The following is a 26,098-nucleotide window of genomic DNA, read 5'->3' as shown; positions in this document are numbered from 1 at the left end:
AAGCAAAACAACCGAGGGCTCCCCGACGGTCAGGCGGTGTTTCTCCGCACGTCGCCTCAGTGTCCGGCAGCGGCAAGATTCCAGCCCTACGTTTCGGACGCACCAGAACGGAGGTGCGTCATGTCTCGGATCACACGGATACTCGCCGGAGGGCTGGTCGCAGCGGCCGTCGCCGGGTTCTGCACAGTGGTGCTGGACGAGCCCGCGCCCGCCGCGGCCGAGCGGGCCGGCCGTCCCATCGTCATCGGCCACCGGGGAGCCAGCGGGCTGCGGCCGGAGCACACCCTGGCCGCCTACCGGATGGCCATCGCGCAGGGCGCCGACTACATCGAGCCGGACCTGGTGATGACCAAGGACCGCCGGCTGGTGGCCCGTCATGACAACTGGCTGGCCGACTCCACCGACGTCGAGGAGCACCCGGAGTTCGCCGACCGCAAACGGACCAAGACCGTGGACGGCGTCACCCGCACCGACTGGTTCACCGAGGACTTCACCCTGGCCGAGCTGCGGACGCTGCGCGCCGAGGAGCGGATACCGGGGCTGCGTCCCGGCAACACGGTCTTCAACGGCCTGGAGCCCATCCCCACCCTGGAGGAGGTGCTCGATCTGGCCCGCAAGCACGGCGTCGGGGTGTATCCGGAGACCAAGCACCCCAGCTATTTCGACAGTCTCGGGCTGTCGATGGAGGAGCCGCTGGTGGCCGCCCTGCACAAGTACGGGTTCGACAGCCGCCGCGACAAGGTCTTCATCCAGTCGTTCGAGACCTCCAACCTGCGGGACCTGCGCAAGCTCACCAAGGTCCGGCTCATCCAGTTGATCGACGGCTCAGGCGCGCCGTACGACCTGGTCCGCAAGGGCGACCGGCGCACCTACGCCGACCTGGTCAAACCCGCGGGCCTGAAGTGGATCTCCTCCTACGCCGACGGGATCGGCCCGGCGACCGGCTGGATCGTCCCGGTGGACTCCTCCGGCCGGCTCGGCAAGCCCACCACCTTGGTGCGGGACGCGCACCGGCACGGCCTGGCCGTCCACACCTGGACGGTGCGCAACGAGAACGAGTTCCTGCCCGCCGACTTCCGCCAGGGCAACGCCGCCGCTCCCGGCTACCGGGCGGCCACCGGCGATGTCGGGGGATGGCTGTCCAAGCTCTACAGGCTGGGCGTGGACGGGGTCTTCTGCGACGACCCGTCGGCCGGGGTCGGCGCGCGCACGGCCGTGTTCGGCTCATGAGCGATCGATCCCAACCAATTGCCTTTCCCTGACGACAAAAGGAGGTAGAGCGACGGGAACGCGGCACACCCGCGTTCCCGTCAACAGCCCCCCACAGAAAGCGAGTACATCTCCATGCGTACGCAGACCACCAGGCTCCTTGGCGTCCTCGCCATCGGTGGCGCGATGCTGGCGGCGACGGCCTGCCTCCCCGGCGGCGACTCGGAGAAGACCGCGGCCTGCCAGGCCATGGTGGAAGAGATCGGCGCCGTGCCGTCCAAGGCCAGCCAGCACCTGAGCAACCCCGGCGCCGCGGCCCAGGTCTACTCCGACGCCGCCGCCAAGGTCCGCGCCGAGGGCCGCAAGGCCGGCGGCGACGTCCAGGAGGCCGCCGAGCAGGTCGCAGACGACCTGGAGGAGCTGGCCCAGGTGCTGCGGGACGCCGGTTCCGGCAACCTGCGCATGCCCGACACCAGCAAGCTGATCAGCAGCGGCGCCAAGCTCCGCGACGCCTGCAACGCCTGACCTGCGGTCTTCGGTCACGTCCCGCCCGGCGGGGGCGGGCGGGACGTGACCGTATTCGGACGACCTTGTCCGGGCCCAACTGCCGTGCCGCACTTTGCCGCTCGGACCTTTGCCGGGTAGCCTGTTTCCGACCCACATGGTCCAAGGAGGCCATGGTCCAAGGAGGATTCGCCTAGTCAGGTCTATGGCGCCGCACTGCTAATGCGGTTGAGGCTTACCGCCTCTCCGGGGTTCAAATCCCCGATCCTCCGCTCTACCAGCGCCCCCGTCGGGGTCCGGCCCCCGGCGGGGGCGTTTTCGATCTTGCGGGTACGGCCGCGACATCCCAGAGCCGTCTTGTCCTGCTGTCCGCATGCGGCCGGCACGAGCACCAGGCGTCGTCACGTCCTCGGCGAGCGCGCCGGGCATCGCGACGATGTGGGAGCACCAGCCGGGATCGGCGAGGAACCTGTCCTTGGATCGCCGACGCCCGGCATGGGACGGAACCGGCCTTCGGGAGAGTCCAGCGCCCTGTGGTCAGGCGGGGTCATGACTCCCCTTGCCAGACAGGTACCTGACAGGCGGCCGTAGCCGGACGGGACGTCCAAGGCTTGATGGACGGACGCCTTCCTGTCGGCCGCCGTTCGCAGTCAGCGGCATCGGCTCGATCACAGGAATGCTCTGCCCTCATCTCGCACGGCACGCGGGCCTTCCCAGGTCCCGGTTGTGACCCGGTGGATGTTCAGGACGCACGGCCCCTGGGAGTGTGTCAGGAGCCCCGAATCAACGGTGATCGCCTCATCGCCCTCGTGACCAAGTCCGGCGAGGAGATGCAGTGGGACGCGAGCGAGTCGGGGACCTGGTCGTCGTACCGGCCAGGATTCACGGGCAGCGCACCGGCCGAAACGGCACCGACAAGCGGATCTGCCCAGGCAGGCCACCCGGCACCTGCTGAAAGGCCGATCGGACTGCCCGCACCGGTCCCGACCTCGGCGATGATCAAACACCGGGAAGCCCGCTCTACCGCGGCGGCCTAGCCGACCAGCCGATACGCCCAGGTGCTGACCGTCGCTTCCAGCGCTCCCAGCACCGTCCCCCGCCGGTCGCGGTTAGGTGTGGCGATGTGGGGACGGTGCCCGCGCAGTGTCCAGGTCGCGCACCCGGAGCAGTAGGCGCAGATGGGATCCGTTGGCGGCTCATGCCGCTGTTCCGGCTGAGCGGTCTGCGCGGCCGGACGGCGATTGCAGCCACCACCGCAGGTCGGGCGGGGACATCGCGGGCGATCAATGCTGGCCGCCGCCGGACAACGACCTGCCGCAGACACCGATACGCCGTTCGGCGGCTTTCTAGGTCGTCCCGACACCCCAGATCCGCTGAACGGTCCATAGCCCGGCGGTCCAGCGGCCGGCTCGGCCTCCACAAGGAGCACTGAGCAGGGCTTGGGTTCAAAACCGCTCCGGCTACTGATCAGCTCCGGCTTCTGCCGTCTCGGTCTCCGCCGGTCTCCGGCCCGCTTGCCGGCCAACGCCGTTCTCCGGCGGTCTCATGCGCGAGACGGCATGCTTGGGGAGGACGCATCCACACCACCGTCTCTGCTGCCGGAGGTCGGTGGTGCGACTCCAGCGTTCACCCCATCCTCAGACCTAAGCGACAAGCGGAACGATGAGCCTCTCTCCTCAAGGACGGCCGTGAAGTGAGAGATAGTCAGCACTCGTTGGGAGCAGTTCTTGCGTCCATCTCCGATCTGCGGCCTGCCCGAGTCAATGGTCTGCCCATGTTGAAGCAGGCAGTGGTGCTGCTCTGGGGGATCGGCCGGGCGGCCGAGGGTGGGAGTCGCCTGCTGCCTTGGCATGACACGGTGGTTGAGCTGGTCCCTCTTCTCAGGGAGTTCCGCCGATCTGGAGAGCGGGCCGGTCGTCCTGACTACCCGATCGCGGCTCTCTATCGGGCTGGGCTCTGGGAGTTGCGCGGCCATGACGGGGCGGTTCCGACAGCGCACGGGGACTCTTTGCTCAAGGCATGGTTCGCTGACCAGCAGCCTGAAGGCGGCTTGCCTGTTGCCGTGTGGGAGATCATGCGTGACAGCACTGAGGCCCGTAGGCAGGCGGTTCAGGAGATTGGGCGCAAATTCGCGTTGGGAGAGGAATACGGCGACCTGCTCTGCGCTGTCGGACTCGATCCTGGCGAGCTTCTGAAGGACGTTGAGTAATGATCTTGGGCGCTGCGGCTCAAGCCATGCACCAGCCCGAGTCACAACCTGGGCAGGCCCCAGACCCTGCTGTTCCTGAAGTCCTTCAGCAGCACGTAAGCACGCTGGACCGCACCACCTCCCCAGGCAGCAGCATGCCCCGGCCCGATGCCGTGCAGGCCGGCCGAGGCATGGGCCTGGGGACCGGGTGTTGCGGAGGGCTCAGTGCAGGTCGTGCCGTCCGGCCTTGACCGAGGTGATGAACGACCGCCACTCATCCGGGCTGAACCCGAGAACCGGCCCGTCAGGGTCCTTGGAGTCCCGAGCCAGCACCACCGCCCCGCCCAAGGCAACCTCGACGCAAGAACCGTTATTGGCACTGGTACTCGCCTTGCGCCACACACCGACCTCGACGCACTGGCCGCCATTGCCGGTGCTGTGGCTGCTCTTACGCCAGAGACCGACCTCCACGCAATTGCCGCCATTACCCGTGCTGCGGCTGCTCTTCCGCCAGGAGATCTGAGAGAAGTTCGTCTCGATCATCCGCGTCTCCCCAGGCACTAGGGCTCCCTCATGTCGTCCACCACCTGTGCGATGAGATCGCGCGTCCCGTCACGGCTGAGAGCCTGAGCGCAGAGGTGGTTGTATAGGAGCGCATAAGAATCTACCTCTTCATGCCCTTCTAGGTAGATACTCCCAAGGCGGTACTCAACATAGACAACGTCCGGATCTTCCGGCTCTGGAAAGCTCAGAATGGTGAATCCGCCTTGCATGGCGGGATGTGCCCCTGCTGAGAAGGGCAGGACCTGCAACATGACGTTCGGACGTCGCGAGAGCGTGTCCAAGTACTGAAGCTGCTCTCTCATGACTGCCTTGCCGCCGACATGACGACGCAAGACCGCTTCGCTCAGCACTACCCACATGCTTGGGGCGTCGTTGGCTTCGAGCAGCCGCCGCTGCCGCTCCATCCGTAGGGCGACCCTGCGAGCGATCTCATCCTTCTCCAGCAGCACCGGTTCCGCCAGGTAGGTGGCGGTCGCGTACGCCTCCGTTTGCAGGAGCCCAGGCACAACCTCCGCCTCGTAGATGCGGAGTGACGATGCCTCTTCTTCGATGCCGATGTAGGTCTGGAACCACTCCGGGATGGCCTTGGTGTGCGGGTGCCACCAGCCGCGTTTGCGTGCGTCGCGGGCGACCTGCATCAGTGCCTCGCGCCTGTCGCCGGTGACGCCGTACGTCTCCAGCATCAGCGCGACCTCGCCGAGCCGGGCGCCGCTCTGGCCGGTTTCGATGCGGGTGATCGTGATCGGGGCGCAGCCGACCCGTTCGGCCACCTGTTCCCGCGTCAGTCCGGACTCCTTGCGGAGTCGTCGCAGTTCGGCGGCCAGCCGACGCTTTCGCACCGTGGGGCTTCTCCGTGCTGCCATGCGCTGTCTCCCGAGCCGCTCCGGATAGTTCCTACTACCAAACTGAAATAGTTCAGTTAGTTCTGCTTGCAGTCACGCTGCGCGTCAGTGCACACTCCGAACGTAGCGTCGATCACGCGGTGTGTCCGGGTGATTGCGGAAATTCGTCGTGGATTCGTTGGACCGGGAGGGGTGTGCGATGCCTCAGGCGACCTCACCGCAGGTGCTGCGGTTCCGGCTGCTGTGCAGCCTGTGCTATCTGCTGCGGGAGTGCGGGTGCGAGTCCGTGCTGCTGTGGCCGATCCCGGGCGAGGCCGTGCTGCGGGTGCTCTACCCGGGGCAGCCGGACATGCGGCTGAACGTCGCGGTGGTCGAATGCCGGGGCGCTTGGATGTTCGCCTTCGGCCCCTACGTCACCGGCGCCGACGACGTCCACGCCGTCGCCGCCCGCATCGCCCGCCTGGTGGGCGCCAAATGAGCTGGATCCCGCTGGGCGCCTGCACCCTGCCCGCCGACCCGGCCAGCGTACGCCGGGCCCGCCGCTGGCTCACCCGCCTGCTCCAGGACCGCCCCGACCGCATCCGCCAGGCCACCGACGACGCCGTACTGTTGCTGTCGGAGACCGTCACCAACGCCGTCCGCTACGGCAGCGGCCCCACCGTCACCCTCAGCGCGGCCCAGCGCCCGGCCGCCCTGCACATCGAGGTCACCAACCGCGCCGGCCCCACCGTCCCCCACCGCCTCGACGACCCCGACGCCGAAGGCGGCCGCGGCCTGCCCATCCTGGACGCCCTCGCCCGCGCCTGGGGCTACCGCACCCTCCTGCCCGGCCACCTCAGCGTCTGGTTCGAACTCGCAGCCGAGCCTCCTCCCTCAGACCGCCCGTGCCGCAAGCGTCCACTCGCAGCACCCGGCACCCCCACCGCACACCCCCGTCCTTCAGCCGACCACCTGCACCGAGACACGACTCCGGCGCCGATGATCCGGGTCCCAGGACGAAGCGCCGACCACGTCTGAGAAAGACGCCTGCGCCCTTGAAGATCCGGGCCGCGCCGACTACGGACCCGACCAGCTGAAGCCTCGGTGCACCCATGAGACCACCGCGGCAACCATTCCCCCCTCCTCCGGCACCACTAGGCCGCCGGGTGCTATGAGGGCCCTCCCCACCACCGTCCCAGACGGCCTTGGCTTGTTCGGGCAAGGCAGGCGGCGAGCGTCCGCACCACCCGCTCGGCCTGATGCTCTGGCGGCGGCGTGAACGCGGCGTGCGCCGCGTTCAGCGTCGGGATCGTCTCGTCCGGCGCCGCCGTCCCGGCCACGAACGCCGACGCACCCGCCCCCAGGTGGGCAGGCGGCCCCCGGCCAGCGGCCGAAAGACTCGCGTTCGCGCCGGTGCACCCGGTTGGGGCCGTACACCGCCGGTCGCCGAGCCGCCTCCCGCTCCGGCGGCTCTCTGCGCAGCAACACCAGCGGCTTGTCGGATCGATCACCGGATCGGCTCTGTCGTCTGCCGCGCATACCCGCCTGTGTCCTGGCCCTTTGCGCAGGCCAGGACACGGCCCCGCGCAGCCCGGACGCGTTCTTACTCGGGAGCCTCTGCCGGGCCGGGCGCCTGGATCCGCCATGACATGTCCAGCGGTGGCCGCCCTGCTGCGGGGTCTATTCGTCGGTCATCCGGCTGCGGCCGAGTCGCCTCGCGGCGGCCGGAGACCTGTTCCTTCGCTCCAGGTCCGGCGTCTGCGCCCGCCGAGCCTTTCAACGCGTCGTTCCCGCAGGCTCGGGCGGGTGCGCGCAGCCGGGGACGAGGCGGTCGCGGTACCGGGCGTCCGTCCTCCGGCGGCCAAGATCACGTTCACCGGCCGCGACCGCACGGCACCGGTTTCGGAAGACGGCCATCTGCAGGCCCGGAGGTCCCCGTGCGGCTGCGGCCCCGAGCTGGGAACGGGGGGAGCCTTGGGGGCAGGCGGTTTCAGCTCAGGGCCGCAGCCATGGCACCGGCTCCGGGGGGACGAGAGCCGGTGGTGATCGGCGGGAGCCGGGCCCGCCGGGCCGCGGCCCCGGGGTGGGCGTCTCGGGGTTCGGGAAGACGCCCGGCCGGGGCCGCGGGGCCATGGAGCGGAAAAGGGGGGTGGGACCGCGACGGGCCGGGGACTTCAGGCGGCTTTTGTCATGTCGGCCCGGCCCGTCGCGGGGCTCATGAAGGGGGCGGGTCGGGGGCGGGGGTGTTCGTTCGGGTTTGCGGCGGTCGGGGCGATTCCGTGGGGTGGCGGGGTTCTCCTCGGTCAGGCTCGCGGCGGCCTTGGCGCAGGCGCCGAGGCGCAGCAGCAGGGAGGCCGTCTCGGTGGCGTCCCCTTGGGCGTTCTGTGCCTGCCGGGCCAGGTCGCGCAGCCACTCGGCGAACGTCCGGCGGAGTTCCGCGATGGCCTCGGTCAGGTCGTCTGCGGGCGCGGGGGCGGCGTGCGGCGGTCCGGGGCGGCGCCAGGTGGGCTCCTTCAGGCGCGGGGCGTCGAAGTCGCGGAACGGGCGGCGGGTCATCGGGCCGTCCCTTCGGGGCCGGCCGCCGGCAGGTTCCACCAGGCGTAGACGACCTTCCCGCCGGCGGGGCTGGTGTAGGCGCTCCAGCCGGCGGCGTAGGCCGCGACCAGGTGCAGGCCCCGGCCGCCTTCGGACAGGGGGGACGCGGCGGCGGGGACCGGGGGGCGCGGGCTGGCGTCCCACACCTCGCACAGCAGGCGGTACCAGGTCAGCCGCAGTTGCACGACGATCGTGGGCGGGGTCCGGTCGTGCAGCCGGGCGTAGCCGGCGGGGACCGTGCGGTCGCCGGTGGCGATGACGGCGTTGGTGACCAGTTCGGAGACGACGAGCTCGCAGTCGCCGGCCAACTGGTCCAGGCCCCACCCGCGCAGCTGCGCCGTCACGAAGCGGCGGGCCGTGCCGACGGCGTTCGGAAGGGCCGCCAGACGCAATTTCTCACGCCGCAGGTCGGGATCATGTTGATTTGTACGGAAATGGGCAGGCGGCATCGGGACATGCCGTTCGACGGGGAGCACGGACATCGCTGGCTCCAGGCGATTGCGAAATGTCGAAGGCCGGAGACACCTCCCGCCCTCGGGGGTTGACGTGCTTGCTGTCACCGGCAAGTCAATCCGTCCCGACAAGCCCTTGTCACGAGGTGTTGCGACATGCTTTCCATGCCCCCCAAAACCCCTCTGACCTGGGCTTTTTAAATACCCAGCCATCGCCATATGTCACCCGGACAGGCGTTGCCCGATTTGCACTGTTGCCGAATTCGTCAGCTTCCGGCGATTCTGGGCGGGTAAGCCGAAGGCAAGGAGATCGGCATGAGCGGATGGAGCAAGCGGGACGTCAACCGGCTGCGCAGTCAAATGATCCAGCAAGGCCGCTCCACCGAGGAAATAGCGGCTGAAATACGACAAATGACCGGATGTTCACCGCTGGCGGCTTTCCGGATGGCCTTGGGGTGGTCCCAGCCGGAGGTGGTGGAGCGCTACATCGCCTCGGCCCCGGGCTCGGTCATGGACCAGCCGCTGCTGTCGCGGCTGGAGGGCTTTCCCGCGGCCGGCTCCCGGCAGCCGCAGGCCACCCAGATCATCGTGCTGGCCTCGCTGTACGGCACCAGCCCGCTGCGGTTGCTGAGCCCGTGCGCCCTGGACCGGATGGACGAGCACGAACGGGCCGTCCTCATCAGGTGCAACGCCGCCTTCACCGCCGCTTCCGCCGCCCCGGCCCCGGCGTCCCGCGAGATCGCCGCCGAGCCGGCCCTCGCCCCCGCTAAGGCGACGCCGCCGCAGGCGGCGTCCACCGCCGGAACCGACCAGTTGGAAAGGCAGGTAGAGATGGCCGCACGACGCGCTGTGCGCTTCACCGTCACCGCCGAGGGCAGCAACATCGGCCCCGAAACCCTCGACCAGCTCCGCGAGGAGGTGGGCCGGCTGGCCGCCGCCTACCCCAAGCAGCCCCTCCCGTCCCTGCTCGGCGACCTCGTCGACCTGCAGGACGTGGCGTTCCGCCTGCTGGAGGGGCGGCAGCGCCCCGCCGAGACCACCGACCTGTACGTCCTGGCCGGGGCCGTCAGCGGGATGCTCGCCAAGGCGTCCCACGACGTCGGCAACCCGCACGCCGCCATGGCCCAGGCCCGCACCGCCTACGTGTGCGCCGACAACGCCGGGCACGACGGGTTGCGCACCTGGACGCGCTGCCTGCAGTCGCTGATCGCCTACTGGGCGGGCTGGCTGAACGAGTCGGTCCGCTACGCCCAGCTCGGCGCCGAGTCCGCCGCCCGCACCACCGGCACCGCCTCCGTCTGGCTGCCCGCCCAGGAGGCCCGGGCCCGGGCCGCCCTCGGGGACGCCGAGAGGGCCGAGGAGGCCATCGCCCGGGCGCTGCGGGCGCGTGAGGCCGTGCAGGGCGATGACCTGGATGAGCTGGGGGGCATCATGTCCTTCCCGCTGCCGCGCCAGCTCTACTACGCCGCCGACGCCCGCATCTGGCTGCCGGGGGCCGACGCGGAGGCCGAGCGCGCGGCCGGTGAGGCCATCGCGGCCTACGAAAGCGCCCCTCCGGCCGAACGCTCCTTCAGCGACGAGGCCGGCGCCCGCACCGATCAGGCCCTCGCCCGGGTCAACACCGGCGATCTGGACGGGGCGGCGGCGGCGCTGCGTCCCGTCCTGGAGCTACCGCCCGACCGGCGCATCGGCGGCATCGTCGCCAGCGTCATGCGGGTCCACTCCGCGCTGGGCGCCCCCGCCTACCGCGCCGCCAAGATCGCCCGCGACACCCAGCAGGCCATCGAGGCGTACACGCAGGTTCCGGCCGCCGCCCTGTCCCGGAGCCGATGAGCGCCCGCACCGCGCAGGCGGCCGTTCCGGCTCGCCCCGGTCGGTGGGCGTTCCCGCAAGGCCCGCGGGCCCGGCCGGCCGGGGGAGCCCGCTGAACCTTTTCGGCACGCCGCCTCCGCAACGGGCATGAGGGGGTCGGGGACGATGCCCCGACGGCATCGCCGCCCCCGCCCCTGGCCCGCTGCGGCCACGGGTTGAAAAAGGCTCACCGGCGGAGGCGAGAAGAACGGAATTCGGCGGTGCGCGGAAGCAGCCGTCATCGGGCCTGGAGGCGCCCGCCTGGGACCGCGCGCACCGCCACCTCGGAAGGAGGCGACACGCCCCGGGTACGTTCCCTATTTCGTTGCGAAAACCCCGGCGCGCGGCACCGGACCGCGTCATGGCCGGGGCGGGTGCCGCCGCTCTGATGGGGAGCGGTGAGGTACGGGCATTCGCTCGATTCCGTTGAAAAATTCTACCAAGATTTTCTTGCCGGTCGGTTGTTTTTGAGATGAGACGACGGTGCGGAAGCCAGTGCGCAAGCGGCCACGGCTTACAGACGGGAGGACGTCAGGTGGCTCATGCGGCCGATGCCGCCGACAGAAGGCCCAGACACCGCGTCTTACCAGGAACGATACAGCGCGGACACATGCCACATTTCGCACGGAAAACCGCGATGAGCGGGCTTTTCGACTGCCGCTCCTGGGGCCGTCAGCGGCCTGCGCTCCTCCGCTCCGCTCTCAGTGCACGCTGCCGCTTCCGGCCGCATCGCTCCGCGTGTGGCCTGCAGAAACACACGGGCTTGAAAATTCAACGTTCGATTCCGAGAAACCCCGTCACGGCCTTCGGTCGGCAGTGCGGATCGCCGGCTGAGCCGTGCCGTTCATAACGGCTTATGGAGGTTACCCTTCAGAGATATGTACCCGGTCATGGTTCATGGCGAACGCCTCGTCCTGCGTGAGTTCACCGAAGCCGACATCGATGCCGTACTGGCCATCTACGGCGACCCTGTGGTCACCGAACATCTCAGCTTCGAACCTCGCACCCGCGACCAGGTGGCCGCCACCATCCGGACCGTCACCCAAGCCGCCCGCGCCGTTCCGCGGACCGAGTATTCCCTGGCCGCCGCGCTGATCTCCACCGGCGAGGCCATCGGTTTCGCCCGGCTGGCCGTCGACACCGGTCACCCCGGCCAGTCCAGCGCCCAGCTCGGTTTCGCCCTTCGCAAAGACCACTGGGGGCAAGGGCTGGGCTCGGAGATGCTCGGTCTTCTCCTCACCCTCGGTTTCGACCATTTGGGGCTGCACCGGCTCTGGGGCGCGCGTTCCCCGGCCAACACCACCTCGGCCCGCCTCATGCTCAAACACGGCATGGTCGAAGAAGGCCGGATCCGTCACCACCTGCGCATCGGGGGCCAGTGGCGCGACTCCATCGTCCACTCCATTCTCGAACACGAACGCCGCCCCAGCCCTTGATGGGAGCACCACCCGCCCGTTTCCGCGGCCGCGAAGGTTCACCCGCGGCACCCCGGCCCCCGCAGAGCCGGCCGCGCTTTTCCGTTCTCGTCTAAGTAAGCGGCGCTCTGACCGGGTAGGCCCAGGGATGTGGAATACGCGGCTGATGTGCTGGTGGTGGGTGCGGGCCCCACCGGGCTGCTGCTGGCCGGTGACCTGGCGGCGGCCGGGGCCGGGTGCGTGGTGGTGGAACGGCGGCAAGGGGAGTCGAACCTGTCGCGGGCGTTCGCCGTGCACGCCCGGACGCTGGAACAGCTGGACGCCCGCGGCCTGGCCGACGAGCTGGCCGCCACCGGGCACCGGCTGCGCGCGCTGCGGGCGTTCGGCGATGTGACGGTGGACATGTCCCGCCTGCCGAGCCGGTTCAACTACGTCCTCATCACCCCCCAGTACGAGACGGAACGGCTGCTGGAGCGGCGGGCCCGCGCATGCGGCGCCGAGATCTGGGAGGGCACCGAGGCGGTCGGGCTGCGCCAGGATGCGAGCGGCGTCGAGGTGACGCTGCGGCGGCGGAACGGCACCGCCCGGACGGTCCGGGCGAGGTACGTGGTGGGGGCGGACGGGGCGCGCAGCACGGTCCGCCGGGCGCTGGGGCTGGCCTTCCCGGGACGGTCGGTGGTGCGGTCGATGATGCTGGCCGACGTCCGCCTGGCCGAAGACCCGCCGGATGCGCTGACCGTCAACGCCACCGGGGACGCCTTCGCCCTGCTGGCCCCGTTCGGGGACGGCTGGTACCGGGTGGTCGCCTGGGACCGCCACCACCAGGTCCCCGACTCCGCCCCGGTCGGCCTGCCGGAGATCCGCCGGACCATGCGGCTGGCCCTGGGCTCCGACTACGGGGCGCACGACCCGCGGTGGATGTCGCGTTTCCACAGCGATGAACGGCAGGTGCCCCGCTACCGCGTCGGCCGGGTGTTCCTGGCCGGGGACGCCGCGCACATCCACTCCCCGGCCGGCGGGCTGGGCATGAACACCGGCATGCAGGACGCGGCCAATTTGAGCTGGAAGCTCGCCGCCGCCCTGCAGGGCTGGGCCCCGCCCGGCCTGCTGGACTCCTACCAGGCCGAGCGGCACCCGGTCGGCCGGGCGGTGCTGCTGGCCAGCGGCGCCATCGTGCGCGTGGTCGTCACCGGCCCGCCGCCCCTGCGCGCCGTCCGCAACCTGCTGGGCCGCGCCGTCACGGGCGTCGCGCCGCTGCGGCGGCGGGCGACGGGCCTGGCCTCCGGGCTGAGCATCGCCTACCCGGCGCCCAAGGGGGCCCACCGGCTGACCGGCAGGCGGGCGCCCGACATCCCCCTGGCCGATGGGCGGCGGCTTTACCAGGCGTTGCGCGACGGCTGCTTCCTGCTGGTCGCCCCGAGGGCGGACGACCCGGCGGCGGCAGCGGCCGGGGCGGCGTGGGCGGATCGCGTCCGCACGCTGGGGGCGGGCGGGCCGACCGCCAGCACCGTGCTGGTCCGTCCCGACGGGTACATCGCCTGGGCCGCCGACCGGCCGTCCGCCGCCGCGGTCCGGGACGCCCTGGCCGCGCATTGCGGGCCTCCCCGGTTCCGGGCGCCGGTGCCGGGCTGAGGCGGCCGGCGTCAGAACCAGTGCTCCGCCAGGAGCTGGAAGGACTTCATCCGGTCGGCGGGATCGTAGGTGTAGGTGACGGCGATGAGCTCATCGACGCCCGTCCGCGCCACGAACTCCTCCAGCGCCCGCACCGCCGTCTTGGGGCTGCCGACGGCCTTGAAGCGCAGCGCGGACTCGGCGAACGCCAGCTCAAAGGCCGGGGCGACCTGATCGGGATCGACCGGGGGCGGGATCTTGCCCCGCCGGCCGCGGCGGATGTTGAGGAACATCTGCTGGACGGTGGTCCACTGCCGCCGCGCCTCCTCGTCGGTGGGCATCACCAGGACGTTGATGCCGGCCATGATGTAGGGCCGGTCGATCTGCGCGGTGGGGGCCTTCGGGTCGAAGGCGTCGCGGTAGACCTCGATCGCCTGCATCACCTGCTCGGGGGCGAAGTGCGAGGCCACCGAGAACGGCAGCCCGAGCCGCCCGGCGATGGAGGCGCCGTTGACCGTGGAGCCCAGCACCCAGATGGGCACGTCGGTGCCGGCCGAGACCGCCGAGAAGATGGGCGCGCTGCGGGCCGTGCCCGCAGCGCCGAACCAGCCCTGCAGGTCGGCGATGTTGCGGGCGAACGACTGGGCGTCGGCGGCGGAGCGGGCCAGCGCCCGGGCGGTCATCGGGTCGGTGCCCGGTGCGCGTCCCAGCCCCAGGTCGATGCGGCCGCCGAACATGTTGGCCAGCGTGCCGTACTGTTCGGCGACCATGAGCGGGGAGTGGTTGGGCAGCATGACCCCGCCCGCACCGACCCGGATGCGCTCGGTCAGCGACGCCGCGCGGGCGATCAGCAGCGCGGAGGCGCTGGCCGCCAGGCCCGGGGTGTTGTGGTGCTCGGCGAACCACAGCCTGCGGTAGCCGAGCTCGTCGGCCTGCCGCGCCGCCTCCATCGAGGCGGCGATGCCCTCGGCGGCGGTCCGGCCCTCCGGGATCGGCACCAGATCGAGAATGCTCACCGGAACGCGATGCGACACCGTTGGGGGCTGCCCTTCACTGCGTGGACCCTGTGGACCGAACCTCTTCGTCCTGCCCGTCCCCGGGGACGGCCTGAACCGGCGCGCGCCGTCCAAGGTCCCCGCGGCCGCAGGCCGGAAGGGTTCATCGGTGTGGCAACCGGTGTCTTCTGGGAGTTATTCCAGACCGCATGCCGCCCGGTGCGGGGCTCAGCTCTTGTAGGAGTTGAGGAACTCCAGCAGGTCCTCGTTGAGCCGGTCCTTGTGGGTGTCGGTGAGGCCGTGCGGGGCGCCGGGGTAGACCTTCAGCTCGGCCTCCTTGATCAGCCCCGCCGACGCCCTGCCGCCGACCTCCAGCGGCACTATCTGGTCGTCCTCCCCGTGGATGACCAGGGTGGGGACGTCGAAGGCGGCCAGGTCGTCGCGGAAGTCGGTGGCCGAATAGGCGGCGATGCTGTCGTAGGCGTTCTTGTGCCCGCTTTGCATGCCCTGGAGCCAGAAGAAGTCCCGCACCCCCTGGGACACCGAGGCGCCCGGCCGGTTGTTGCCGTAGAACGGCCCGTCGGCCAGGTCCCGGTAGAACTGGGCGCGGTCGGCCAGGGAGTTGGCGCGCGCCTCGTCGAACTGCTCGATCGGGACTCCCCCGGGGTTGTCGTCGGTGCGGAGCATGAACGGCGGGACGGCGCTGACCAGCGCGGCCTGCACGACCCGCCCGGTGCCGTGCCGTCCGATGTAGCGGGCGACCTCGCCGCCGCCGGTGGAGAACCCGACCAAGGTGGCCTCCCTCAGGTCGAGGGCGTCGATGACGGCGGCCAGGTCGTCGGCGTAGTGGTCCATGTCGTTGCCGTCCCAGACCTGGGCCGAGCGGCCGTGGCCGCGGCGGTCGTGGGCGACGCACCGGTAGCCGTGCTCGGCCAGGAAGAGCATCTGCCCCTCCCAGCTGTCGGAGTTGAGCGGCCAGCCGTGGCTGAAGACGACCGGGCGCCCGCTCCCCCAGTCCTTGTAGAAGATCTCCGTGCCATCGGAAGTGGTGACGAACGGCATGACGCCTCCTTCGCTGCAGTCGGCAACGACTCGCCCCTGCCCGGAAGTCGGCGGCTGAAGAGAGCGGCCGGGTCAACAATTGGTGAAAACAGCCGCGGCGTGCCGGGGTGCGGATCGCGCCACAGCCGGTAGCCTGGGCGCTTCGCCCGGTATCCCGTCCCGGCGCGTACCGGCCGTTCATGACCGCGACCCCCCGTTTTCACCCATGGACCTCACCGGCACGTCCCGGACCGGCCCAGGCCGGCTCGACCCGCTCCACCGCCGCAGGCTCACCAGGGCCGTCGAACGGGCCCTGCGGGGCACCGGCCGCGCCAGGCTGTCGGTGTCGGCCTGCGACCTGACGACCGGAGCGGGCTACTCCTACGGCACCGCCCGGCGGTTCGTCACCGCCAGCATCGTCAAGGTCGACATCCTGGCGGCTTTGCTGCTGCGGCTCGGCCGGCAGGGCCGCAGCCTGGACGGGCCGCAGCGCGAGCAGGCCGCCCGCATGATCATCGACAGCGACAACGACGCGGCCAGTGCGCTGTGGGCGCAGATCGGCGGGGCGGCCGGGCTGAGCGAGGCCAATGAGGCGCTGGGGCTGCGGGAGACCACGGCGACCGGCGCGGGCTGGGGGCTGACCGGCACCAGCGCCCGCGACCAGATCCGGCTGCTGCGCGCGCTGGCCGGCCCCGGCGGCCCGCTGGCCGCCTCCGACCGCGAGCTGATCTGGGAGCTCATGGGCGCGGTGAACGCCGGCCAGCGGTGGGGCGTCGGCGCGGCGGCCGGCTCCGCCGGCCGGGTGGCGCTCAAGAACGGCTGGCTGCCCCGCTCCGCCGACGGCGGGCTGTGGGTGATCAACAGCATCGGGCGGATCCGCGACGGCCACGACTACCTGATCGCGGTGCTGTCCGACCGCAACGCCACCAAGGAGGCGGGCATCGCCCTGGTGGAGCGGGTCGCCGTGACCGTCATGGACGCCCTGCGCCAGACCGCGTCCCGGTGAGGGCGCGGGCATTCCTCCCGTCCAGGGGGTAGGGACCGGGCCACAGGCACCTACCGATCGGGGGAGGCATGCGTTTTCTCACACGTTCTCATCATCTGCCGGTCCGGCTGGCGGTCGGCGCCTACGTCCTGAACTCCGGGCTGTCCAAAAAGAACGCGGACGAGGAGACGGCCGCGGGGGTGCACGGCATGGCCGCGGGCGCCTACCCCTTCTTCAAGAACATGGACCCGGCGGCCTTCACCAGGCTGCTGTCGCGGGCCGAGATCGCGCTGGGCACGGCGCTGCTGTTGCCGTTCGTGCCGTCCGCGCTGGCGGGCGCGGCGCTCACGGCGTTCTCGGCGGGACTGGTGGGCCTATATCTGCGGACGCCGGGGATGCGGCAGGAGGGCGGCCTGCGGCCCACCGTGGAGGGGACCGGTCTGGCCAAGGACGTCTGGCTGCTGGGCATCGGCATCGGTCTGCTCATCGAGGAGCTCGCCGGCAAAGACCGGTCCCGTAAAGACGGGTGAGGCGCGGCGGGCGGACGGTCCGGTGCCGGGCCGTTTCGCTCCGGCGCCGGGCCGCCACGCGGTCGTTCGAACACGCGGTCATTCGAAATCGTCGGGGCTGAACTCTTCGGAACGGTGGGCGGTGTTCCCCCGCATGCCGTAGTCCTTGCCCCGGCTCCTGGACGACCGTCCGGTGGGCTGCGCGGTCGTGCGCGGGGTGCTTCCCGCGGCCGACGCGGCCGGGGCGGCGGGCCGGCCCCTGCCGCTCACCGGGTGCGGAGTCCCACCGGGTTCGGGCTTGGCGCTCATGGTCCCCCTCCAGTGCGCTCATACCGCCCCTGAGAGATCACGGCCCCTGGGACGGTCCGGCTTCCAAGCCCTGTCCCTACCACCCACCTACGCAAATAACCCCATTACGGATATCTGCCCGTCCTGTGCAGGCCCGTACACGAGAGGTGAGAAACAGCACCCAACGGCGCGATGGGCTATAGAGCGGGCGTGATCGGGTAGGTCTCGCGATGAGAGTCCTTCCTCAAGGAGAGTCATGAACGAGTCGGTTCGGCTCGGGCGCATCGCCGGGATACCCGTCGGGCTGAACGTCAGCGTCCTGGTCATCGTCGTGATCTTGGTGGTGGGGCTGGCGTTCGGGCTGTTCCCCGAGTCGTTCGCGGGTTACTCCACGGCGGCCTACCTGCTGGCGGCGCTGCTGGCGGCACTGGCGTTCCTGGCCTCGCTGCTGGCGCACGAGCTGGCGCACGCGGTGGTGGCGAAACGCCACGGCGTGGAGGTCGAGGGCATCACGCTGTGGCTGCTGGGCGGGGTGGCCCGGCTGCACGGCGAGCCCCGCACCCCGCGCGCCGACTTCCTGGTCGCCGTGGTCGGGCCGCTCACCAGCGTGGCGCTGGGCGCGGTGTTCTGGCTGCTGGCCCTGGCGGTGGGCTGGGCCACCGGGTCGCCGCTGGCGGTGGGCACGCTGGTGTACCTGGCGCTGCTGAACGTGGTGCTGGCGGTGTTCAACCTGATCCCGGCGGCGCCGCTGGACGGCGGGCGGGTGCTGCGGGCCGCGCTGTGGCGGTGGCGGGGCGACCGGCACGCGGCGGCGATCAGCGCGGCCCGCGCCGGGCGGGCCTTCGGGTTCGTCCTGATCACGCTGGGGCTGCTGCAGGTGGTCACCGGGATGGGGGTCAACGGGCTGTGGCTGGCGCTGATCGGCTGGTTCCTGGTCAACGCCGCCGCGGCGGAAGAGCAGCAGACCCGCGTCCAGACGGTGCTGGGCGGGGTCCGCGTCGGCGATGTGATGACGCCCCATCCGCTCACCGCCCATCCGGACGAGACGGTGGCGGACTTCATCCACCAGGTCGTGCTGGCCCGCCGGTTCTCCACCTACCCGCTGGTGGACGAGCTGGGCCGGCTGGACGGGCTGGTCACCTTGAACCGGATCCGCGACGTCCCCGCCGCGCTGCGGGCCACCACCACGCTGCGGGAGATCGCCTGCCCCCTGGAGGGCATCCCCCTGGGACGGCCCGAGCAGCCGCTCACCGAGCTGCTGGCGAACATGTCCGGCTGCACCGACGGGCGCGCCGTGGTGCTGTCGCCGGACCGGCGGGTCATCGGGCTCGTCACCCCCAGCGACATCAGCCGGGCCATCCAGGTCGGCGAGCTGACCGGGCCCTATGCGCATCGCGGCGCCGATGTGGTGACGCTCCCGCCGCGCCGGCCCTGACGGTCACGGCTCGATCAGGCCGGTGCGGATGGCGTAGCGGGTCAGCTCCAGGCGGTCCTTCATGCCGAGCTTGGCCAGGATGTTGGCGCGGTGCCGCTCGACGGTCTTGACGCTGATGAACAGCGTGTCGGCGATCTCCCGGGAGGAGTGGCCCTCGGCGACCAGCTTGAGGATCTCCTCCTCGCGCGGGGTGAGCGGCGTCTCCGGCTCCTCCCCCTGGCGGGCCTGCTCCAGGTAGCTGCGGATCAGCACGCTGATCGCGCCGGGGTACAAAAAAGGCTCGCCGCGCACCGCCGCCCGGCAAGCCTGCACCAGATCGCGGTCGGCCAGCGACTTGAGCACATACCCGGCCGCCCCGGCCTTGAGCGCCTCGAACAGGTACTGCTCGTTGTCGTGCATGGTGAGGATGAGGATCCGCAGCCGCGGATACATCCGCGACAGCTCCCGGGCGGCCTGCAGGCCGGTCATCCGCGGCATCGCCACATCCAGCACGGCCAGATCGACCTCCTGCGGCGTGCCCGCCCGACGCCGCACCTGTTCGATCGCCTCGGCGCCGTCCCCGGCCTCGCCGACCACCCACAGGTCCGGCTCGCCGTCCAGGATGAGCCGCACGCCCCGCCGCACCAGCGCGTGGTCGTCGGCGAGCAGGATGCGCGTCTTGGCCGGGCCGTCCGGGCGGCCCTGGGCCGGCTCGGAGACGGCCCGCCCCTGCGGGTGGGCCGCCGTCTCGTCGGTCATGGTCGTGGTCCTCGTCCTTCCTGGGGTCCTTTCGGAGGAGTGGGCACATGCAGGGAGACCCGGGTGCCGCCCTCGGGGCCGGACTCGAGGGTGAGCCGCCCGCCCACCAGCAGGGCCCGCTCCCGCATGCCCCGGATCCCGGCGCCCTCGGGCGCCCCGTTCAGCCCGCGGCCGTCATCGGTGATGTCCAGCCGCACCCCGCCGTCCGCCGGGGCCAGCTTCAGCTCGACCGCACCGGCGCCGGAGTGCCGGGCGGCGTTGGTGAGGCTCTCCTGGGCGATCCGGTACAGCACCAGCTCCACCTGCGGGGTGAGCGGGGGCAGGTCCGGATGCAGCGACCGGCGCACCCTGATCCCGGTGTGTTCGGAGAACTGGCTGGTCAGCGCGGTCAGCGCACTGGCCAGCCCGAGGTCTTCCAGCACCCCGGGCCGCAGCCGGCGGGCGATCCGGCGGACCTCATCCAGGCTGTCGCGGATGGTCTCCTGCGCATACCGCACGTCCTCGCGCAGCGGCTCGGGGACCCGGTCGGTGAGGCGTTTGAGCTCCAGCAGCACGGCGGTCAGGCTCTGGCCTATCTCGTCGTGCAGTTCCTGGGCGATGCGGCGGCGCTCCTCCTCCTGGGCCGACAGGGCGCGGGCGCTGCTGGTGCTGCGTTCGGTCTCCAGCCGCTGCAGCATCTGGTTGAAGGTGTCGATCAGCGCGGCGACCTCGCCGCTGCCGGTGACCGGCAGCCGCTGGCCGGGCTGCAGCAGGTCCACGGTGGCCATGGTGCGGGTGAGCCGGTCCAGCGGCGCCAGCCCCCAGCGCAGCAGCGCGGCGTTGATGGCCAGCAGCGCCGCCGCCCCGGTGAGCAGCACCGCCAGCTCCACCAGGCGGATGGGGGCCGACACCGTCCACGGGCCGATCGCCAGCAGCACGGTGGCCACCGCGAACACCAGGGTGTTCAGCCAGAACACTCGCCAGAACAGCCGCACTGACCGCAGTCCCCCATCTCTGCTCGTCGGCCCGGGCGTCATCTCCACTGTGCCGCGCCCGCCCCGGCCGGTCGATCGGGCACGGCGTCCATTGCCGCTGATGAAAGCCGCCTGGAGCGGTCCCGCTTCTACATGGTGGCCCGGCCGCCAGATGGGTGTTGCCACCGATTGCGCCGCCCGGGCAATTCACTCATGGTGAGGACGGATCCAATAAATCCTGCCCGATCTCGTCGCCGATGTCCGGAAAACCACCGCTGTGAACCCCGGCGGCCGGACATCGGCGTCGTGGCATGCCCTCCACGAAACCGTGGGGGGCATTGGATTATCCGGGGCGCCTGCGGGCGCCCGAAAGGAGGTCATCGATGACCCTGGACACCGCTCACAGCGTCACCGGCGGCTACGACCCCGACAGCCCCCGGGGCCGGGAGGTCCGGCAGCGGCTGGAGGAGGAGCGCCGCAGCCGGGAGGCCCAGCTGGCCGCCCTGACGCGGTCCGACGACGGGCAGCCCGACGACACGGCGCTGGTGCAGGCCGACGCGCTGCGGCAGACGCTGGAGGACATCGAGGAGGCGCTGCTGCGGCTGCGGCAGGGCCGGTACGGACTGTGCGAAAAGTGCGGCAAGCCCATCCCCGAGGGGCGGCTGGAGATCTTGCCGTACGCCCGTTGCTGTGTCTCCTGCCAGCAGCGCCGACGGGGACGAGCATGAGCGCGGCCGGATCGATCGCCTTCCTCACCACCGTCTGCCGCTGCGGCGATGGACGGTACGGACGAGTACCCGAGGCACGCTCCGGCGTGGTGCCCTGAGCCGAGGCCCGGCTGCGGCGCGCGGTGCCGGTCACCGCGCGCCGCGGCGGGGCGCCTTTGCCACGGTTCGATCATCGGCGGGCATGTTCGGCACGAGGTCCTGAAGGAACTCCGGCCGCGGCACGGGCATGCCCCCGGCGGGGAGTCGTGCCCGGAACTCCTCCCGCCCCGGCGTCGCCGAAGCGGCGCGGCGGGAACAGCGGGCACCGCCGCCCGGTTGCCACAAGAGCCGGATGATCGACAACGGAGGCGTGGATGGAACTCGGACGGATCGGCATTTGGACTCCCGCGCTGCGGACCCGGCGGCCCAAGGCCCCCGAGCCGATCGCGGAGGCGGTCGCCGAGCTGGAGGAGCTCGGCTATGGGGCGATCTGGCTGGGCGGCAGCCCGGGGGTGCAGTCGGCCCGGGTGCTCATCGAGGCCTCCTCCCGCATCGTGGTGGCCACCGGGATCCTCAGCGTCTGGGACCATCCGGCCTCGGAGGTGGCCGCCCAGCACCGGGCGCTCGCCCACGACCATCCCGGGCGCTTCCTGCTGGGGCTGGGCATCAGCCACGGGCCGGCGGTCGGCGACCGCTACCGCCGTCCGTACGCGACGATGATGAGCTACCTGGATGAGCTGGACGCCGCCGGGGTGCCGGCCGCCGAGCGGGTGCTGGCCGCGCTCGGCCCGAAGATGCTGGCGGCGGCCCGGGACCGCGCCGCCGGCGCCCACCCGTACCTGGTCACCCCCGAGCACACCCACCGGGCCCGGCAGGTGCTGGGGGACGGGCCGCTGCTGGCCCCCGAGGTGAAGGTGGTGCTCGACACCGACCTGGAGCGGGGCCGCCGCAGCGCCCGCGACCATCTGTCCTTCTACCTGCAGCTGCCCAACTACACCAACAACCTGCTGCGCCTGGGCTTCACCGAGGAGGACTTCGCGGGCGGCGGCAGCGACCGGCTGATCGACGCGGTCTTCGCGATCGGCGATGTGGAGGCGGCCGAACGGCGCATCGCCGAGCACTTCCAGGCCGGCGCCGACCACGCCGCCGTCCAGGTCATCACCGCCGACTACCGGACCCTGCCGCTGGAGCAGTGGCGCGCCCTGGCCCCGCTGGCCAAGCAGTGACCCCGCCGGCCCCGCGGGGCGCCGCCGGCCGGGGCGCCCCGCGGGGTCAGGACGTGCGGCGGCGCAGCAGGCGGGGGCGGACCCGGCCCAGGCCCTGCAGCGGGCGGGGGCGCAGCGAGGAGAAGTCGTAGCGGTCGTCGTCGGCCAGGGCGGCGGCCAGTTCGCCGTCCACCAGCACCGCGCCGGGGTAGGCGATGGAGGTGAGGCGGGCGGCGAGGTTGACGGGGGTGCCGAAGAAGTCGCCCAGCCGCAAGATCACCTCGCCGTAGGCCAGCCCGGCCCGCACCCGCGGGAAGCCGGGGTCGACGCCGTGGCGTCCGGCCAGCGACAGCGCGATCTCGGCGGCGACGGCGGCGTCGGCGGCGACGAAGAAGACCTCATCGCCCAGCGTCTTGACCAGCCGGCCGCCCAGGTCGGCGATGATCCCGGCGGCGGTGGCCTCAAAGCGCTCGACGAACTCGGCCAGCTCCCGTTCGTCCATGCGGCGGCTGAGGCGGGTGAAGGAGACCACGTCGGCGAAACCGGCCGCCATCAGCGCCACCCCGCTGGCCGGGTCGGCGGTCGCGGCGGCGGTGGTGGTCAGCGAGTGCAGCGCGGAGGCGGCCAGCTGGCGGCGCCAGCCGTGCAGCAGCAGCCGTTCGAAGCGGGGGCGCAGCTCCTCGGTGGCCGCCAGCGCGGTGAACACCAGCTCCTCGGTGACCGGCTGGTCGTCGGGGATCTCCTGGCCGAGCCGGCGCAGCCACACCCCGCCCAGCCAGCCGGCCAGCCGGCCCATGGTCTGGCCGACCGCGCGGGCCAGGTGCAGCACCATCTCCTCGTCCACCAGCTCGGTGTCCAGCAGCTCGCGGATCTCCTGCAGCGCGGCCACGTCCTCGTCGGTGAAGGCGGCCTCGTCCTCGGGAGGGGTGGGAAAGCCCAGCGCCCGCCAGATCCGCAGCCCGTAGTCGGCCGGGACGCCCGACAGCTTCTCGACCTGCGCGCGGGTGTAGCGGGCCGGCCCGCCCAGCAGGGTCTCCTCGATCAGCTGGTCGCTCGATGGCGCCTCGGTCATCAACCGCCCCCAAACCTTGACATCGATCAATGTGACAATGATCGGTCGTAAGATCAGGGCGGTCAACGGGAGGTGAGTCACCGCGATGGCCGACTACCGGATCGACGACCTGGCCCGCGCGGCCGGGACGACCGTCCGCAACGTCCGCGCCTACCAGGACCGCGGGCTGCTGCCGCCGCCCCGCCTGCGCGGCCGGGTCGGCTACTACGACGACTCCCACCTGGCCCGGCTGCGGCTGATCGGCCAGCTGCTGGCGCGCGGCTACACCCTGGCGGTCATCAAGGAACTGCTGCTGGCCTGGGAGCACGGCAGGGACGTCAGCGAGGTCCTCGGCCTGGAGAAGGTGCTCACCGACCCCTGGTCGGAGGAGCTGCCCGGCCAGGTGACGGTCGAGGAGCTGGTGGCCTCCTTCGGCAAGGGGCTGGCGGAGGAGGAGATCGGCCCGCTGCTGGAGCGGGCCACCGCGCTGGGCCTGATCGAGCCCGAAGGCGACCGCTACCGGGTGCCCAGCCCCCGGCTGCTGCACGTGGGCGCCGAGCTGGTCGCCGCCGGGATCCCCGTGGCCGCGGTGCTGGATGTCGCCGAGCGGATCCGCGACGACTGCGAGGTGATCGCCGACCGGTTCGTCACCTTGGTCGGCGAGCACGTCTTCGCCCGGATGGACGGGCCGGGCGGCGACTTGGCGCCGGCCGAGCTGGCCGCGCTGGTGCGGCGGATGCGCCCGCTGGTGAAGACGGTGGTGGAACCGTTCATCGCCCGGGCCATGGAGGCCCGCGTCCAGCAGGCGCTGGGCGAGCGGATGGAAGTGATCCGCGAACACCTCGGGCCCTGAGGCCTCAAAACAGCGACAGCCGCCACTTCACCTGGACCTCGTGCCGGTTGCCCGCCGCGTCGGTCACCGTGATCGCGGCGTTGCCGGGCAGATTGATCAGCGAACGCCGGGCCAGCACCACCTGCAGCTCGACCGAGGCGCCCGCCTGCAGCGTCCCCGACCCCAGTGACAGGCTCAGCTTGTCGCTGGTGGTGACCGCGGTCCAGACGACCGGGCCGTCCTGGGCGGTGAGCGTGATGGTGGCGCCCTGCCGGCCCACGACCACCGAGGCCGGGCCGACGACCAGCCGCCCTTCCGCGGGCGGCGGAGACGGCGACGGCAGGGGCGGCTGGGACGGGTAGGGAGGTTGAGGGGGCTGCGAGGGATCCGGCGGCTGGGTCGGGTTCGGCGACGGGGACGGGCCGGGCGGCCCGGACGGATCCGGCCCCGGCGGTTGCGGAGTGCGGTCCTCCGGCGGCTCGTCGGGCGGGACCTCACCGAAGGGCGGACCCGGCGAGGGCGTCCGGCCGTACCCGCCGCCGGGCCCCGGCATGCCGCCGGCGCCCGGCGCCGCCAACGCCGGGTGGTCGCCGCTCTCCGCCCCTTTCTCCCGCGCCTCCTCGGTGGACGGCTGGGGGCGCGGGTCGAACGGAAAGCGCAGATTCGCGGTGACCGGCCCCATCATCAAGATCGCCACCATCGCGGCCAGCAGCGCGCCGGCCGCGCCGCCCCCCAGGAACAGCCAGCGCCGGGCGTACGGGGAGGGCATGTCGGGCTGGCGGGGCAGCCCGGCGGGGGTCAGCGGACCGCCGCGCGCGGCGATGTCGGTGCGGTGGGGGGCCAGCTCCGGGTCGGTGGCGGTGTGCAGCACCCGGCGCCGGAGCGCGGCCGGCGGCACCGGGGCCGGCGCCGCTTTCAGCAAACTCCCGGCGGCCACCCGGCCGCGCCGCCAGCACTCGGTGCAGTCGGCCAGATGCCGGGCCAGCTGGGGTTCCAGGTCCGCCCGGCCGGTGCCGGAGCGTCTGAGGCGCCGCCTGCGGAACGTTCCGCCGGAGGCGAGAAGGCGCACGGCGGAGCGGTGCCGCAGCGCGGTGACCGGCGAACCGCCTCCGGCGGCACCGGCCGGCACCGGCTGCTCCTCGGGAGCCTCCTGCGGCTCGGCGGCGGGATCGGACTGGGACCGTTCCCGGGAGTCCCGCCGGGCATGGCAGTGCCGCACCATCGCGCGCAGCTCGGCCGTGATCGCCGCCTCGGCGCGCGCTTCGGCCTGGGCCACCAGGGCGGCGACGCGGCGTGCCGACACCCCCAGGACGGCGGAGATGTCGGCGGGGCTCATGCCGTGCCGCAGCGTCAGCACCAGGGTCTCCCGGTGCAGGAAGTCCAGCCGTCCCAGCATCGCCTCCACCAGGCGGCGGGCCTCTTCGGGCGTCACCTCCGCCTCGGCGGCGCCCGGCTCCTGCGCCCAGGCCGACGCCGCCGCCCACCGCCAGGACATGCCGGCGGCCCGGCCTCCCCGCAGGCAGCGCCGCCGGACGGCGGCGTAAAGCCAGGCGCGCAACTGCATCCGGTTGCGCATGCGCGGAGCGCGGCGCTGGGCGTCGATGAAGGCGTCGTGGACGATGTCGGCCGCCCGCCTCTCCTCCGCGACCATGGCGACGCAGTAGTCGAAGAGCTGCTCGGCATAGGTGTCGTAGAGGACGCCCAGCGTCTCTTCGTCTCCCTGGTGCAACCCCTGGACGAGCCGACGATCGGCGTCCGGGGTTCCGGAAGACCACCTAGGCATTTGGCTCACTCCCGCCACAGCGGTGGAAGGCCCTCATCACACAGGCCATATGACATCGGTACGGGCCTTTGCTTACACCACTTCTGACCCGCACACCACAAGATCACCAATATGGTTACCTGTGCGGGCAGAGCGTGCCGCTTCCGATATGGCGGGTCTGGCCGGTTCGATCCCGGCAAGCAGCGGCCGGATCGCCTGCTGCGCGGCGTTCCCGAACGTCTTGTCGGAGAACTTTGCGGCCCGGGTCGCAGGATCTGGACGGCGAATGCCCGCATTCCGGTGATCGCCGCCCCAACCAGGGGCTTCGCCCGTTCGGCGGCGGCTTCACAAGGCCATTGCCGCCCTGTCGGGGGGCGTGTGCGGCAG

24 protein-coding genes and 1 tRNA gene are annotated in these 26,098 nt (G+C 71.8%); 15 read left to right on the top strand and 10 right to left on the bottom strand.

What is annotated here, in order from left to right:
• Positions 1 to 120 precede the first annotated feature (120 nt).
• The 4 genes from BUE48_RS00865 to BUE48_RS00850 all read left to right on the top strand — a co-directional run bounded on the left by BUE48_RS00865 (position 121) and on the right by BUE48_RS00850 (position 3,922).
• Positions 121 to 1,230, top strand: a complete 1,110-nt coding sequence (locus BUE48_RS00865; protein ID WP_012850566.1) for a glycerophosphodiester phosphodiesterase — start codon at positions 121 to 123, stop codon at positions 1,228 to 1,230.
• 114 nt (positions 1,231 to 1,344) lie between these two features.
• Positions 1,345 to 1,734, top strand: coding sequence for a hypothetical protein (locus BUE48_RS00860; protein WP_286988349.1), 390 nt, complete (start codon positions 1,345 to 1,347; stop codon positions 1,732 to 1,734).
• A 161-nt stretch (positions 1,735 to 1,895) separates the two neighbouring features.
• Positions 1,896 to 1,985, top strand: a tRNA-Ser gene (locus BUE48_RS00855).
• A gap of 1,421 nt (positions 1,986 to 3,406) precedes the next feature.
• Positions 3,407 to 3,922: a phosphorothioated DNA-binding restriction endonuclease family protein gene (locus tag BUE48_RS00850; protein WP_502694587.1), complete on the top strand. Its 516-nt coding sequence runs from the start codon at positions 3,407 to 3,409 to the stop codon at positions 3,920 to 3,922.
• A gap of 201 nt (positions 3,923 to 4,123) precedes the next feature.
• On the opposite strand, the gene BUE48_RS00845 is transcribed toward BUE48_RS00850, so the two are convergent.
• Together BUE48_RS00845 and BUE48_RS00840 are read right to left on the bottom strand one after the other, a co-directional pair.
• A complete protein-coding gene (locus BUE48_RS00845; protein ID WP_286988347.1) occupies positions 4,124 to 4,444 on the bottom strand; it encodes a DUF397 domain-containing protein in 321 nt (106 codons plus the stop codon).
• Between the two features lie 17 nt (positions 4,445 to 4,461).
• Complete coding sequence (locus tag BUE48_RS00840; RefSeq protein WP_286988346.1) at positions 4,462 to 5,304, bottom strand: helix-turn-helix domain-containing protein; 843 nt, start codon at positions 5,302 to 5,304, stop codon at positions 4,462 to 4,464.
• 202 nt (positions 5,305 to 5,506) lie between these two features.
• Here BUE48_RS00840 and BUE48_RS00835 point away from each other — a divergent pair, with 202 nt between their 5' ends.
• A complete protein-coding gene (locus tag BUE48_RS00835) occupies positions 5,507 to 5,785 on the top strand; it encodes a hypothetical protein (RefSeq protein ID WP_286988345.1) in 279 nt (92 codons plus the stop codon).
• Positions 5,782 to 6,324, top strand: coding sequence for an ATP-binding protein (locus BUE48_RS00830; RefSeq protein ID WP_286988344.1), 543 nt, complete (start codon positions 5,782 to 5,784; stop codon positions 6,322 to 6,324). Before BUE48_RS00835 ends, BUE48_RS00830 begins: the two co-directional genes overlap by 4 nt.
• A 957-nt stretch (positions 6,325 to 7,281) precedes the next feature.
• Here BUE48_RS00830 and BUE48_RS00825 read toward each other — a convergent pair.
• Together BUE48_RS00825 and BUE48_RS00820 are read right to left on the bottom strand one after the other, a co-directional pair.
• Positions 7,282 to 7,842 carry a hypothetical protein gene (locus BUE48_RS00825; RefSeq protein ID WP_012850556.1) on the bottom strand — a complete coding sequence of 187 codons (561 nt, stop codon included), beginning with the start codon at positions 7,840 to 7,842 and terminating at the stop codon, positions 7,282 to 7,284.
• Positions 7,839 to 8,363, bottom strand: coding sequence for an ATP-binding protein (locus BUE48_RS00820; protein ID WP_012850555.1), 525 nt, complete (start codon positions 8,361 to 8,363; stop codon positions 7,839 to 7,841). The genes BUE48_RS00825 and BUE48_RS00820 overlap by 4 nt, the downstream gene beginning before the upstream one ends.
• A 285-nt stretch (positions 8,364 to 8,648) precedes the next feature.
• Here BUE48_RS00820 and BUE48_RS00815 point away from each other — a divergent pair, with 285 nt between their 5' ends.
• The 3 genes from BUE48_RS00815 (at position 8,649) to BUE48_RS00805 (ending at position 13,231) form a co-directional block, all read left to right on the top strand.
• Positions 8,649 to 10,166, top strand: coding sequence for a hypothetical protein (locus BUE48_RS00815; RefSeq protein WP_286988343.1), 1,518 nt, complete (start codon positions 8,649 to 8,651; stop codon positions 10,164 to 10,166).
• An 896-nt stretch (positions 10,167 to 11,062) separates the two neighbouring features.
• On the top strand, positions 11,063 to 11,620 hold the full coding sequence (locus BUE48_RS00810) for a GNAT family N-acetyltransferase (RefSeq protein WP_012850553.1): 558 nt from the start codon (positions 11,063 to 11,065) through the stop codon (positions 11,618 to 11,620).
• A 129-nt stretch (positions 11,621 to 11,749) separates the two neighbouring features.
• Positions 11,750 to 13,231 (top strand): FAD-dependent monooxygenase, encoded by a 1,482-nt coding sequence (locus BUE48_RS00805; RefSeq protein WP_286988341.1) that lies wholly within the window; start codon positions 11,750 to 11,752, stop codon positions 13,229 to 13,231.
• An 11-nt stretch (positions 13,232 to 13,242) separates the two neighbouring features.
• Here the strand turns inward: BUE48_RS00805 and BUE48_RS00800 are convergent, their stop codons facing one another.
• Entirely contained in the window at positions 13,243 to 14,226 is a 984-nt protein-coding gene (locus BUE48_RS00800; protein WP_286988339.1) for an LLM class flavin-dependent oxidoreductase, read from the bottom strand.
• Positions 14,227 to 14,433: 207 nt separating this feature from the next.
• A complete protein-coding gene (locus tag BUE48_RS00795) occupies positions 14,434 to 15,267 on the bottom strand; it encodes an alpha/beta fold hydrolase (RefSeq protein WP_012850550.1) in 834 nt (277 codons plus the stop codon).
• 205 nt (positions 15,268 to 15,472) lie between these two features.
• On the opposite strand from BUE48_RS00795, the gene BUE48_RS00790 reads away from it, so the two are divergent.
• The 3 genes from BUE48_RS00790 to BUE48_RS00780 all read left to right on the top strand — a co-directional run bounded on the left by BUE48_RS00790 (position 15,473) and on the right by BUE48_RS00780 (position 18,463).
• A complete protein-coding gene (locus tag BUE48_RS00790; RefSeq protein ID WP_286988337.1) occupies positions 15,473 to 16,252 on the top strand; it encodes a serine hydrolase in 780 nt (259 codons plus the stop codon).
• A 68-nt stretch (positions 16,253 to 16,320) separates the two neighbouring features.
• Positions 16,321 to 16,761, top strand: a complete 441-nt coding sequence (locus tag BUE48_RS00785) for a hypothetical protein (RefSeq protein WP_286988336.1) — start codon at positions 16,321 to 16,323, stop codon at positions 16,759 to 16,761.
• Positions 16,762 to 17,284: 523 nt separating this feature from the next.
• Entirely contained in the window at positions 17,285 to 18,463 is a 1,179-nt protein-coding gene (locus tag BUE48_RS00780) for a site-2 protease family protein (protein WP_286988334.1), read from the top strand.
• Positions 18,464 to 18,466: 3 nt separating this feature from the next.
• On the opposite strand, the gene BUE48_RS00775 is transcribed toward BUE48_RS00780, so the two are convergent.
• Together BUE48_RS00775 and BUE48_RS00770 are read right to left on the bottom strand one after the other, a co-directional pair.
• The gene (locus tag BUE48_RS00775) at positions 18,467 to 19,201 is read right to left on the bottom strand and encodes a response regulator (protein ID WP_286988333.1); all 735 of its coding nucleotides are present in this window, start codon (positions 19,199 to 19,201) and stop codon (positions 18,467 to 18,469) included.
• Entirely contained in the window at positions 19,198 to 20,175 is a 978-nt protein-coding gene (locus BUE48_RS00770; RefSeq protein ID WP_012850544.1) for a sensor histidine kinase, read from the bottom strand. Before BUE48_RS00770 ends, BUE48_RS00775 begins: the two co-directional genes overlap by 4 nt.
• A 362-nt stretch (positions 20,176 to 20,537) precedes the next feature.
• Here BUE48_RS00770 and BUE48_RS00765 point away from each other — a divergent pair, with 362 nt between their 5' ends.
• Positions 20,538 to 20,882 carry a TraR/DksA family transcriptional regulator gene (locus BUE48_RS00765; RefSeq protein ID WP_012850543.1) on the top strand — a complete coding sequence of 115 codons (345 nt, stop codon included), beginning with the start codon at positions 20,538 to 20,540 and terminating at the stop codon, positions 20,880 to 20,882.
• 353 nt (positions 20,883 to 21,235) lie between these two features.
• Positions 21,236 to 22,087 (top strand): LLM class F420-dependent oxidoreductase, encoded by an 852-nt coding sequence (locus tag BUE48_RS00760; RefSeq protein ID WP_012850542.1) that lies wholly within the window; start codon positions 21,236 to 21,238, stop codon positions 22,085 to 22,087.
• A gap of 46 nt (positions 22,088 to 22,133) precedes the next feature.
• Here the strand turns inward: BUE48_RS00760 and BUE48_RS00755 are convergent, their stop codons facing one another.
• Positions 22,134 to 23,138 carry an adenylate/guanylate cyclase domain-containing protein gene (locus tag BUE48_RS00755; RefSeq protein ID WP_012850541.1) on the bottom strand — a complete coding sequence of 335 codons (1,005 nt, stop codon included), beginning with the start codon at positions 23,136 to 23,138 and terminating at the stop codon, positions 22,134 to 22,136.
• 85 nt (positions 23,139 to 23,223) lie between these two features.
• Between BUE48_RS00755 and BUE48_RS00750 the strand changes: the two genes are divergently transcribed.
• Entirely contained in the window at positions 23,224 to 23,970 is a 747-nt protein-coding gene (locus BUE48_RS00750) for a MerR family transcriptional regulator (RefSeq protein ID WP_286988328.1), read from the top strand.
• A gap of 4 nt (positions 23,971 to 23,974) precedes the next feature.
• On the opposite strand, the gene BUE48_RS00745 is transcribed toward BUE48_RS00750, so the two are convergent.
• Complete coding sequence (locus BUE48_RS00745) at positions 23,975 to 25,732, bottom strand: sigma factor (protein ID WP_012850539.1); 1,758 nt, start codon at positions 25,730 to 25,732, stop codon at positions 23,975 to 23,977.
• Positions 25,733 to 26,098: the final 366 nt, after the last annotated feature.

The organism is Thermomonospora sp. CIF 1, from assembly GCF_001896795.1.
GTDB lineage: Bacteria > Actinomycetota > Actinomycetes > Streptosporangiales > Streptosporangiaceae > Thermomonospora > Thermomonospora curvata.
Note: the sequence above shows the minus strand (reverse complement) of the source record. Positions and strands in the feature narration are given on the sequence as shown.